Origin of the sequence: Synechococcus sp. UW69 (assembly GCF_900474185.1) — a bacterium.
Taxonomy (GTDB): domain Bacteria; phylum Cyanobacteriota; class Cyanobacteriia; order PCC-6307; family Cyanobiaceae; genus Parasynechococcus.
Map to the genome: position 1 here is coordinate 34,278 of NZ_UCNW01000004.1, position 12,120 is coordinate 46,397.

Annotated in this window: 10 protein-coding genes; 6 read left to right on the forward strand and 4 right to left on the reverse strand. The window is 53.7% G+C overall.

Going from position 1 to position 12,120, the window contains the following annotated elements; all coding sequences use genetic code 11:
* Positions 1 to 5 precede the first annotated feature (5 nt).
* From rfbA to DXY29_RS01170, 5 genes are read left to right on the forward strand one after another with little or no spacing between them, the layout of a single operon-like run.
* Complete coding sequence (rfbA, locus tag DXY29_RS01150; protein ID WP_115022601.1) at positions 6 to 944, forward strand: glucose-1-phosphate thymidylyltransferase RfbA; 939 nt, start codon at positions 6 to 8, stop codon at positions 942 to 944.
* Entirely contained in the window at positions 934 to 1,524 is a 591-nt protein-coding gene (gene rfbC, locus DXY29_RS01155) for a dTDP-4-dehydrorhamnose 3,5-epimerase (RefSeq protein WP_115022187.1), read from the forward strand. The genes rfbA and rfbC overlap by 11 nt, the downstream gene beginning before the upstream one ends.
* Positions 1,521 to 2,405, forward strand: a complete 885-nt coding sequence (rfbD, locus tag DXY29_RS01160; protein WP_115022189.1) for a dTDP-4-dehydrorhamnose reductase — start codon at positions 1,521 to 1,523, stop codon at positions 2,403 to 2,405. The genes rfbC and rfbD overlap by 4 nt, the downstream gene beginning before the upstream one ends.
* A 59-nt stretch (positions 2,406 to 2,464) precedes the next feature.
* Positions 2,465 to 3,601, forward strand: a complete 1,137-nt coding sequence (gene rfbB / locus DXY29_RS01165; protein WP_115022190.1) for a dTDP-glucose 4,6-dehydratase — start codon at positions 2,465 to 2,467, stop codon at positions 3,599 to 3,601.
* Between the two features lie 33 nt (positions 3,602 to 3,634).
* A complete protein-coding gene (locus DXY29_RS01170) occupies positions 3,635 to 7,126 on the forward strand; it encodes a rhamnan synthesis F family protein (RefSeq protein WP_115022192.1) in 3,492 nt (1,163 codons plus the stop codon).
* Positions 7,127 to 7,153: 27 nt separating this feature from the next.
* Here DXY29_RS01170 and DXY29_RS01175 read toward each other — a convergent pair whose 3' ends face one another.
* The 4 genes from DXY29_RS01175 to DXY29_RS01190 all read right to left on the reverse strand — a co-directional run bounded on the left by DXY29_RS01175 (position 7,154) and on the right by DXY29_RS01190 (position 10,624).
* Positions 7,154 to 8,089, reverse strand: coding sequence for a sugar ABC transporter (locus DXY29_RS01175; RefSeq protein WP_244279270.1), 936 nt, complete (start codon positions 8,087 to 8,089; stop codon positions 7,154 to 7,156).
* Positions 8,090 to 8,406: 317 nt separating this feature from the next.
* Complete coding sequence (locus tag DXY29_RS01180) at positions 8,407 to 9,240, reverse strand: ABC transporter permease (protein ID WP_115022195.1); 834 nt, start codon at positions 9,238 to 9,240, stop codon at positions 8,407 to 8,409.
* 15 nt (positions 9,241 to 9,255) lie between these two features.
* Positions 9,256 to 10,125: a hypothetical protein gene (locus DXY29_RS01185; protein ID WP_136987698.1), complete on the reverse strand. Its 870-nt coding sequence runs from the start codon at positions 10,123 to 10,125 to the stop codon at positions 9,256 to 9,258.
* Entirely contained in the window at positions 10,109 to 10,624 is a 516-nt protein-coding gene (locus tag DXY29_RS01190) for a DUF1997 domain-containing protein (RefSeq protein WP_115022199.1), read from the reverse strand. The genes DXY29_RS01185 and DXY29_RS01190 overlap by 17 nt, the downstream gene beginning before the upstream one ends.
* Positions 10,625 to 10,684: 60 nt before the next feature.
* Here DXY29_RS01190 and DXY29_RS01195 point away from each other — a divergent pair, with 60 nt between their 5' ends.
* Entirely contained in the window at positions 10,685 to 12,118 is a 1,434-nt protein-coding gene (locus DXY29_RS01195; RefSeq protein ID WP_115022201.1) for a class II fumarate hydratase, read from the forward strand.
* Positions 12,119 to 12,120 lie beyond the last annotated feature (2 nt).

Consider the following 12,120-nt stretch of genomic DNA (forward strand, 5'->3'; position numbering starts at 1 on the left):
AGCTGATGAGCACCGCATCCAAGCGACGGGGAATCATCCTGGCTGGTGGAAGTGGCACGCGGCTGCATCCGATCACCCAGGCCGTCAGCAAACAGCTATTGCCGGTTTACGACAAGCCGATGATTTATTACCCGCTCAGCACCTTGATGCTGGCGGGGATTCGCGATGTGCTGATCATCACCACCCCCCACGACAGGGAGTCTTTCCAGCGCTTGCTCGGCGATGGCAGCCGCTGGGGCATGACGATCGAGTACGCCGTGCAACCAAGCCCGGACGGATTGGCCCAGGCGTTTCTGATTGGTGCCGACTTCCTGGCGGGCCACCCCGCTGCTCTGGTGTTGGGGGACAACCTCTTCCATGGGCACGATCTGGTGCCCCAGCTGGTGAACAGCAACGCTCAAGCCCAAGGGGCGACGGTCTTTGCCTACCCCGTCAGTGATCCCGAGCGTTATGGCGTGGCCGAGTTCGATGCCGATGGCCGCGTGCTGAGCCTGGAGGAAAAACCTCAACAGCCCAAGAGCCGCTACGCCGTCACGGGGTTGTACTTCTACGACGACAGCGTCGTGGAACGAGCCCGCCAGGTGAAGCCTTCGGCGCGCGGCGAGCTGGAGATCACCGATCTCAATCAGATGTATCTGGACGAAGGGCTGCTTCGGGTGGAGCTGATGGGCCGTGGCATGGCCTGGCTCGACACCGGCACCTGCGACTCCCTCAACGATGCAGGCAGCTACATCCGCACCCTGGAACACCGTCAGGGGCTCAAGGTGGGGTGCCCAGAGGAGGTGGCTTGGCGCCAGGGCTGGATCACAGCAGAACAGCTGAATCAGCTGGCGCAGCCCTTGAAGAAGAGTGGCTATGGCTCTTATCTCCTGCAGATGCTTGAGGAGAGCGTGAGCGATCACGCGGCCCTTCAAACCAGCCTGGAGGTAAGCCATGCAGCTTGAACAACTCACAACTCCTTCCGGCGCGTTGATGCAGGGGCCCCTGCTGATCACACCCCAGGCCTTCGGCGATGACCGTGGCTGGTTCTACGAAAGCTGGAACCAGCGCAAGTTTGATGAAGCCGTCGGCGAATCGGTGCTGTTCTCGCAAGACAACCACTCCCGCTCGGTCCGGGGTGTGCTTCGGGGACTGCACTATCAGCTCGCACCAGAACCCCAGGCCAAGCTGGTGCGTGCCACGGTCGGATCGATTTACGACGTCGCCGTCGACATCCGGCGAGGCTCGCCCACCTACGGCGATTGGGTCGGCGCCGAACTGAGTGCCGAAAACAAATGCCAACTTTGGATTCCCGAAGGCTTCGCCCACGGCTTTCTCACCCTCAGCAGCGTTACTGAAGTGCAGTACAAGGCACGCGGGTTCTGGAACAAAGCTTGTGAACGGGCAATCGTTTGGAACGACGCGGATCTGGCCATTGCCTGGCCGATCGATCGGCTGGAGGGCGGAGAGGTGAGCCTCTCTGGCAAAGATGCCGAAGCGCCGGGGTTCAAAGCCGCTGAAGCCGCGGGAGACGTTTTCCCATGAAGGTTCTGCTCACCGGAGCTGGCGGACAGCTTGGCCAGGCCCTGATCGCCTCCGTGCCCGATGGACTCGAGCTGGTGGCCACCAGCCGTCAGGATCTCGACCTGGCTGACCCTGAAGCCTGCCGTACGGCCGTTGAGCAGCATCAGCCTGACTGGGTCCTTAATGCAGGTGCATACACGGCCGTGGACAAAGCCGAATCGGAATCCGCCCTGGCCCATGCCGTGAATGCCGGGGCACCGGAAGCCTTCGCCCGCGCTCTGGATCAACAGGGGGGCCGCCTGCTTCAGATCAGCACCGACTTTGTCTTCAATGGAACCCAAGGAAGGCCCTATCAACCCATGCAGGCCCGCGACCCTCTCGGGGTTTACGGCGCCAGCAAAGCAGCCGGAGAAGCAGCGGTGCAAAGCGTTTTCGGAACGAGCGGACGGGGCTTGATCCTGCGCACCAGCTGGGTGATCGGGCCCGTTGGCAAGAACTTCGCCCTCACCATGCTGCGCCTTCACCGCGAGCGGGATCAACTGGGCGTCGTGGCCGATCAGGTGGGCTGTCCCACCAGCACCCTGACCCTGGCTCAGGCCTGTTGGAGAACCCTCCAGATCGCTGGAGGGAGTGAGTTACCAGCTGTCATGCACTGGAGTGATGCCGGTGCTGCCAGCTGGTACGACGTTGCGGTGGCGGTGGGCCGGATCGGGGCTGAGTTAGGGCTGATCGACATGCCCGCAGAGGTTCAACCGATCACAACAGCGGACTATCCCACCCCAGCAGAGCGTCCGGCCTATTCGCTTCTGGACAGCACGAGCACCAGAACAGCCCTTCAACTCAGCGGACAGCACTGGCAGCACGCCCTCAAGGATGTATTGCAGCAGGCCAAAACCCCATGAAGCTGCACTGAGTTCAACGTCCCCCACCTCCTCACAACGCCCCGCCCCCTCCCTGACCAATGGTTTCGTCCATGCCTTCCGCCGCTGACCTGCTGGGAAATCGCCGCAGAGTTCTGGTGACGGGAGGTGCCGGCTTCATTGGAGGCGCCGTGGTCCGCAGGCTCCTGAGGGAGAGCACGGTCACCGTCTTCAATCTGGACAAGATGGGCTACGCCAGCGACCTGGCATCCATTGAGGAGGTGCTCAGCGAGCTGGGCGACGCTGCGAAAGATCGGCACAGACTTCAACAGGTGGATCTGACCGATGCAGCAGCCGTTGAGGCTGCGGTGCGCGAGGCGGACCCGGATTTGGTGATGCACCTGGCAGCCGAAAGCCACGTGGATCGCTCGATCTCCGGACCTGGCGTGTTCATTGAGAGCAATGTCACCGGGACCTACAACCTGCTGCAGGCAGTGAGGGAGCACTACGAAGGATTGAGTGGAGAGCGACGGGAGGCCTTCCGGATGCACCACATCAGCACAGACGAGGTCTTCGGCTCACTTGGCGCTGAGGGACGCTTCTCAGAAACAACGCCCTACGACCCCCGCAGCCCCTACTCCGCCAGCAAGGCTGCGAGCGATCACCTGGTTCAGGCCTGGTACCACACGTTCGGCCTGCCCGTGGTACTGACCAACTGCTCGAACAACTACGGGCCCTGGCAGTTCCCAGAAAAGCTCATTCCTGTGGTCACCTTGAAGGCGGCCGGAGGAGAGTCGATTCCTCTCTATGGAGATGGACTGAATGTGCGGGATTGGTTGTACGTGGAAGACCACGTGGACGCGCTACTTCTGGCCGCCTGCAAGGGTGAATCTGGCCGCAGTTACTGCGTGGGTGGTCACGGTGAACGCACCAACAAAGAAGTCGTTCACGCCATCTGCCAGCAGTTGGATCAGAGCTGCCCAGCATCAGCTCCCCATGCAGATTTAATTACGCCGGTGACGGACCGACCTGGCCACGACCGCCGCTACGCGATTGACCCAGGCCGCATCAGTTCGGAACTTGGCTGGAGCGCACGCCATAATGTTGAGCAAGGGTTAGTGGAGACAGTGAATTGGTACTTGTCTCATCAGGATTGGTGCAACGAAGTGCGAGAGCGAGCCGGATATGACGGCAGCAGATTAGGAATGAAACCAATTCAAAAAAAAGCAAGCGAATGATAAGTTGCGACCTGCTTTTTTTAAACATGACAGATGAGCGGCATGCCTAAAAAACGTCATCCGCTTTCTGCTATTTCGCAAACGGCCCGACAACTGTTGAAGCGATCTGCTTTTGCGGCGGGAAGGCAGAAAATGCTTCCCAAGGCACTACGACAGCAGCTCAGTCGCCTGGGGGGAGCCAGACGGCCAAGCCCGCCCAACAACAGGCGCAAAAAAATTACGCCTGAACTGCAGGAGTACATCAAAGACCTACAAAGCAAAGAAACAAGCGAAAACATAATTCGCGACTTTCGCGAATTAGCCCATTATGCCTATGTCTTTGACATTGAACACTATAAATCTCAATTAGATATTGAAGAAGCAGAAGGGCTCCAAAATATTGGCGACGTCATTCTTCATTACTGCAGATCAGGCAGCCTGAAGGGCATTGACCCGAGCAATTTATTCGACACAGAAAATTATTTCAGCAAATATCCCGACGTCAAAGAGAGTGGACTCAACCCGATGGTTCACTGCTTCAAGTTTGGGATGAACGAACGCCGCTATTCGATGGATAACATCCATTTCATGCGGAAGATGGCTGATATCAAAAAGCCTGAACCAAGCGCTCTAAACACGGCCATAGAAGATCTAAAGACTAAAAAAGTTGGCGTTTTCCTACATATCTTTTACCCCGAACTAGGCGAAGAAATTGCCACCCGCCTAAAGAACATCCCGTGCAGCATCGACATCTTCATTTCCACAAAGGAAGATTCTGTCCAGTCGCTGCAAAATATTTTTGGCCAAATCGACAATGCCCAGAAAGTAGAAGTCAGACATTTCAGCAATATCGGACGAGACGTCGCTCCGTTCATCGTTGGCTTCAAGGATCAAATCCTCAACTACGACCTCATCCTTAAGCTCCACTCCAAAAAAAGCCCTCACAGCAATGCACTCAGCGGCTGGTTCCTTCACTGCCTGGACAATCTGATTGGCAGCGAAGTGATTACAGCCACCAATCTCAAAGCTCTTCAATCACCAGATACAGGCATTGTCTATCCGGTTGAGAACTACGCTCTCAGCCTCGGAATCAAACACGATTCCTGCTGGGGCCATGAAGATGGCAACTACACAAAGGCCAATCCATTCCTAAAACGCTTCAATCTCGACCACATCACACGAGACAGCCAGTTCCGCTTCCCCACTGGGACAATGTTCTGGTGCAAGCCTGAGCTCCTCAAACCTATCCTTGACTGGGATCTCGGCTGGAATGACTTTGATGAGGAAGGTGGGCAGATCGACGGGACCATCGCCCACAGCATCGAACGCCTCATCGGTCTTTCGACCACTGAAATATTCAATCAGACACTGCAAACAACGTACTGCGGATACTTCCTTTCGAAGCAATATCAAACAGACAAGTGCATCATTGAAGGCAGAAATAAGCTAAAAATACAGGGCTTTGAAAAGGTGATTCAATTCAAACCCCAGCAACTCGATCCGAACTGGTCACTAAAAAACAATATCAACTCCAAATCTCTACAAATCCATTGGGTTATCCCGAATTTCACACCTGGCCTCGGTGGCCACATGACCATTTTCAGAACCATTGATTACCTAGAGCGATGTGGTCACCAATGCACAATCTGGGTTCATTCCGAACTCAAAGGGAATGACAAGCCAAGTCGAATCAGCAGTCTGCATAAACGTGTCATCGATCAATCCTTCATTTCACTGCAGACAGATCAGGTCTACATGCTGGGCAACAACCAGGAAGACCTTGATCGCGTGAGCGGCGACATTGTCATCGCCACAGATCGCATGAGCACCTATCCCGTGCTTGGTATGAAAAAATTTCAGAAAAGATTTTATTTTGTTCAGGATTATGAGCCCTATTTTTTCGCGCGCGGAAGCTCCAGCATCCTCACCGAACAATCGTATGCATCTGAAAATAACTTTTCCTGCATTTGTGCCAGCCCTTGGCTTAAGCAGAAGATGGAAAGCTTTGGCAATTCAGCCATCTCTTTCCCACTAGCAGTCGACCATATTGTTTACCACCCCAACAACGATCAGAAACGCAGCAGTCATGCCATTGCCTTCTATGTGAGACGCAGCACGCCAAGACGGCTCTATGAACTGGGGCTGCTTGCTTTAAGAGCTTTGTTTGATCTGGGCGACGACTTCGAGATCATCACCTTCGGCGAAAAAGATCTACCCGATCTTGGAATTCCTGTGAAAGTGAGGCACGCAGGGATTCTTGAGGCCCATGACTTAGCGAACCTGTATCGCCAATGCACGGTTGGATTCGTGCTTTCGGGAACCAATTACTCCTTGGTTCCCAATGAAATGATGGCCTGTGGGCTGCCTGTGGTTGATATTGATGCAGAACACACGCGAGTCTCCTATCAACCGGAAACAGCGGTCTTGGCCGAAGCGACGCCAGTGGGCCTGGCCTCAGCATTAAGCCGCTTGTTGAATGATGCGTTGTTCAGGGAAAGCATCGCCAAAGATGGACTCGCCGCCACCGAACACCTCAACTGGGATAACTCCAACAAACTAATTGAGGCTTTCATTCAGGAGTCGCTTCTTCCATGGGAGTCATCAACCTCGCAACATGCTCAGGCATCGTCTCCTTTGGTGACGGTGGTAATCCCCGTTTACAACGGGGGCACGATGCTCAAAGCCGTCGTTGAGTCCTGTCTTGCGCAGGATCTCGATCAGGCATTTGAAGTGTTGTTGATCGATAGTGCGTCCAGCGATGGGTGCCTGGAGACACTGCCACAGGACGAACGACTCCGACTCCACAGGATTCGCAAGGAGGATTTCGGCCATGGGCGCACCCGCAACCTGGGAGTGGAGCTTGCCCGAGGAGAGTACGTCGCTTTCATCACGCAGGACGCCATACCAGCGAATCGCATGTGGCTCATGAACCTGATCGCCCCACTGCAAAGCGATCCAAGTGTGGCCGGGGTCTTCGGCTGCCATATCGCCCATACCGATCATGGAGAACTCACCGCCCATGACCTTGACCAACACTTCAATCGTTGGATATTTAGAAGCCATCGCCAACCGATCGAGCTCGATGCTGATCGACAGACCTCCAACGGCGTTGTCTCAACCCATGAACGCTTTTACTCCGATAACAATTCCTGCTTAAGGAAATCTATTTGGAAAACAGTTCCACTTCCCGATGTCGTATATGGCGAAGATCAATTGTGGGCACGCGAAATTCTTAGAAAGGGTTATAAAAAAGCCTATGCCTCAACAGCAGTGGTTCGCCATTCCCACGAATATGGCTTCCGGGAAACAGTCGTACGCGCCAACACGGAATGGCATTTCTATGACCAAATGCTTGGAGAAAGATTGCCTGCGACCAAACAACAGGTTCTACAAATGGTTGAACGATCTTGTACAAACGATCGCGCAGCCCAGAAGTTGTACCCAAACATCAGCGAAAACGAACTTGTACGACGCCGACGGCTTCATTTTGCCAGGGCCTGTGGCTACTATTTAGCTGGCAAAGGACACGGTGCAATACGGCCTTGAATGAATTAATCGTCTGTGAACTAGATATCAGCTCTTCCGCATCGCGTTGAGCAGGAAGCCACCAACGCCCCAAGCCACAATAATAATCCCGACAGATGCAAGAAACGCCTGCCACCGCCAGTTGTGATTCGGTTTAACAGGCAATTGAGGTTGACTGAGAACAACCACAAATTTCAGCTGACGTTGACTCTCGCGACGACTATTATCTGAAGCAAGGCGAGCTGATTGCAAGGTTTGAGTCGCAAACTCAACATCAGAAATCAAACCAGCTTCTTCAAGTGCAAGAGTATTCAAATCTCGTCCATTTTTACTTACAGCACGATCTCTCTCCTCACGAATCTGAAACTCAAGTTCACTCACCTGGTCTGCAATAAATGCGACTTCCGGTGCATTGGGGTCTCTGTATTGGCGACGCAACGCGGCTTCTTGAACTTTCAAATCAACCAGTTGAGATTCAAGCCCAGAGATATACGAACTGGCTGCTGATTGTTCAGTCAGCACACTTAGGTTTCCATGCTTTTCCTGGAAGAGCTCAAGACTTCTCTTTGCTCCCTTGAGATTAGTCTCGGCTAGTTCTACCTCCTTTCTCGCAAATTGATTCTGGTCAGCATTAATGGATTGATTTACCTCATTCACAAAGCGACGAGACTGCTTCAGCAACTCGTTGTTGAGATTTAAAGCCTGCTGGGGTGAAAATCCAGATGTCGTGAGAATAACTGAGCCACTCAAGGGCTGAGGGGCCACAGTCAATTGCTTTCTATAGAAGTTAAGCTGTGCTGGAGCAGTACTATTAGCGGGCAATCCAGTCCGAAGATCCGGAAGCTTGATGCGGTAATCCTGCTCAAGTTTTTTCCCGTCAGGGAACAAACGGGTCTTGACATCAGCCGATGCGAGATAGACTTGGAGGTACTGCCCGTCTACAAGAGAAGTCAATACCTGAGGCGCAGAGGCTGCTCCCGACAACACTGAAGCTGATGATGTCTCGAGAGGCAAGGCCTGTTGAATCACAAACTCGGAAACGGCCGTATAGCGATCCCGCCCGATTACAAAGCAATAGAAAGCCGAGGTTGCCAGAAAGACCGAGATCAGAACTCTGGGCTTTACAATCCTGTCCAAACGCTCTCGCCAGACCGATGTTGGCTGATCGGGGACCAGGGAATTAGAAACCCGAAACGATGATGTAATCTCCTTTTGGAGAGGAGTGGAGGAGCTGGAATGAGGGATTGATTCAGGCATAACTAAAATTAACCCAAGGCAAGCGACTGGACAAGGATCAGGTGCTAATCATCATTAGCCTCCAGGAGCACTGACTCGTTTGTTCGGTAAAGAATCAAAGAGAAGCCTAGAAGAATCATAGAGCACCAAATCAGATACGATAAAGAAATATCAGGTATCGGATATTCGTTATTCATCGAGTACCTGAACAACTCAACAGCATGGAGGATTGGATTCCAAGTCACAAATGGCCGCGTGTACGAAGGGAGCTCAAAAGTCGCGAAGAATATTCCAGAAGTAAAAATAATCACTCGCTGTAAAAGTCGCTTAAGAATTCTCGTAACCCACTTATTCAATCTGCCAAGAAATACAAGACAAATACCAAAACCAAGCGCCATGAATACCGTCAACAAGTAGACACTGATAGCTAATCCAGGACTATCAAGCTGAAAACTCCAAGTGAAGTACCAAACGAGTCCCAGGATTCCCAGAGAGATAGTAGATATAGCCCTCATATCATTGACCAATGTAGCCAAAAGAATATCCAATGGCTGAATTCTTTTATAATAAAGAGGAGCCCTCAACTTCAAGCCGGCAAGAGCCTTTATTGCGCCTTGCCTAAACAGAAATGCAATCGAAAATCCAGTAGCAATAAAAACAACAATATTGAAGTACATGTCCGTTGAGCCACCTGCCGCAAACCTATTACTACCCCTTAAATAACTAAATCCCACACGCATGGCGATAAAGAACAGCATAATCTGAAGAGGCGTAACAATGCTCTCCCAGGCGCCAATTGAAGTCCCCGTCGATTTTCTGTTGTTATCGTAAGTAGCGATCGCAAGAACAATTGCAATCTGACGCCAAATTGCGTTAAAAAGCCTTCGCAAAGAATTCATGAAATCAAGGCCTCCTCACTCAAAACCATCATCAAATCCATCATCAGTAGATTCCAAATTAAGAAGATTTTGACCCGTCACAAGATGATCGTCATCTGATTCTGACACATCAGATGCATCAAGATATTGATCAGCCCATTCAATCGACTCTGAAAGCCCACCTGAAAAAAGAATCTGGCCTGAGGAGCCCAGAACAAGGCCCTCGGTACAAAATTCGCTTCGAAAGCGATTGTTGTTCGCAGTGGCAAAAAGGGTCTTTCCCTCAAGCTGCTTTAACAAAAGTGATCGTAGCGGCTTCGCAGGCCTAGTCATTAAAAACCTTGTATTTGATATTAAATAGCAGTCAAACGAGAAGAGAACAGATAACGCCAAAAAGAAGAAGTCTTTTTGGTCTTTCGAAAGCTCTTTGATGATTAAGCTGGGGTATATCTCCTTCCCTGACAACAGGCCCCAAAACTCATCCAAACCAACGCGAGATTTTTCAAGACAGTCGCTATAGACAGTAGAGAGAAAGCAGAGCGCGTGGGAGATCCGCAACTTGCTATCCAACCCGCCTTCCGCGCCAACAGGCCAGCCAATTACCCCATCACTAACGATTTCACCGGATACTGGAGGAACGAGACCAGCAAGAGCGGCAGTCAACTGGTATCGCAAAAATGAACTGTTTGTAATCACAGCAACTCTCTTTGCCTGCAGAAGCTCCCAATTCCAAGGAGTCTGAAACGTAATTTGAGGGTTCGATTTATCGCAGCGAAGTGAGAGGTTCCGGAACGTCAACACCGGCGTGGCTGAACCCGTCGCATCCACCACCACAACAGCCGAAGAACGTCCCAAGACCGTGACGATACCACCGTGAAATGAAGCAAATTCAGGAGTGGCTTGCAACCCAATCAAGAGCACCTTTGATCAGTCCGGTACGACAACGCTTCTCCAAGCGATCCGTCACCAAATCCAGAGCGAGATACCCAGTGCGTCTCATCAGCGGCTGCGGCAAAAGTGCCGCGGCTCCACTCGGTGAGAGATCAAGACTGAGATCAGCCTTTGCCATCAGGCGTTCCGGCTCTGGACGGATCCATGCCTGGCACTGGAACTGAACCAGATCCTGCAACCGGCCGAGCCCATGAATCGTGCAATATTCAAAGACGATCGAGAGTCGATCACCATCCCAACTAGAGCGAAACATCACCTCGGGCTGCAGCTGGAAATTCAGCAGCTGATAGGGCCGAGACGCATAGAGGAAACGGCCGTTCTGCAGCCGCTCCACTCTTTTGCGGTTCAACAGTGCCTTCATCGGACGGCCAGGCTGCGAGAGGTATCCCTGCAGCTGGGCCAGGGATGCATCGGGCAGCTGAAGAGCGATGCCATGGGAACGGTGAACCTGCACCGGACAACAAGGAAACGGTTGATGCGGAACGATGGCACGTCTGACGGAAGGTGATCACGGATGATCGATTCAACGCTCGATCGCGCCGAGGCCCCGATGACGCAGCCGTTCAGGATTGAAACCGACAGCCTGGGTGGCATTGAGGTGGAATCTGAGGCGCTCTGGGGGGCCCAGACCCAGCGGTCGCTTCAGAACTTCGCCATCAGCAATGAACGGATCCCCCTCGAAATCATCCAGGCCCTGGCCTGGATCAAGCGCTCCTGCGCCACGGTGAACGGCCAGCATGAGCTTCTGAGCCTTCAACAGGTAGAGCTGATCTGCACGGCAGCGGATGCCATTGCCGCCGGCCAGCACAACGATCAGTTCCCACTTCGGGTCTGGCAGACCGGAAGTGGGACCCAGACGAACATGAACATCAACGAGGTAATCAGCAATCTGGCGTCCAAGGCGTCAGGCACCGCCCTCGGCAGTCACTGTCCGGTGCATCCCAATGACCACGTCAATCGATCGCAATCCACCAATGACGTGTTTCCCGCTGCCATCCATGTCGCCGCGGCCAAGCAGCTGAAAGATGGGCTGCTGCCAGCACTCGATGCCCTGGTGCATGCCTTCGATGCCAAAGCCCAGGCCTGGATGCCGATCGTCAAGATCGGCCGAACCCACCTGCAGGATGCGGTGCCCTTGCGCCTTGGCGATGAAGTCGCCGCATGGCGGGATCAACTCAAACAATCCCAGGGCTGGATTGAGGACTGCCTGGTCAGCCTTGGCGACCTCCCCCTTGGGGGCACCGCGGTTGGCACGGGGTTAAACACCCCCCCGGGCTTCCGCCATGCCGTCGCGGACGAGCTAAACAGGGTCGCTGGAGTTGATGTCCGTCCTGCGGAAAATCTGTTCGCGGTCATGGCCGGCCATGACGCCCTCGTCCATGCGATGGGGCAGCTTCGCCTTCTATCCGTGGCCCTACTGCGCATCGCCAACGACATCCGTCTGCTCGGATGCGGCCCCAGGGCCGGTCTGGGCGAGCTGCAGCTCCCCGCCAATGAACCGGGCAGTTCAATCATGCCGGGAAAAATCAATCCCACCCAATGCGAGGCCATGGCGATGGTCTGCACCCAGGTGATCGGACTCGACGGCGCCGTAGCGGCCGCCGGCGCAGGTGGCCATCTGCAGATGAATGTCTACAAACCCTTGATCGGCTTCAACCTATTGCAGTCGATTCGGATGCTCAAAGACGCCATCACCAGCTTCCGCCAGAACCTGGTGGAGGGATTGGAGCCGGATCTGGAGCAGATTCAAAGGTTCGTCGATCGCTCCTTGATGCTGGTCACCGCTTTGACCCCCAGCATCGGTTATGAGAAGGCAAGCGCTATCGCTCAACATGCCCACCATCAAGGGCTGACGCTGAAACAGGCGGCACTGGAGCTCGGTCACATCACGGAAGCGGACTTCGATCAACAGGTGGATCCCAGCGCCATGGCCGCTCCTGACGCCTGAGC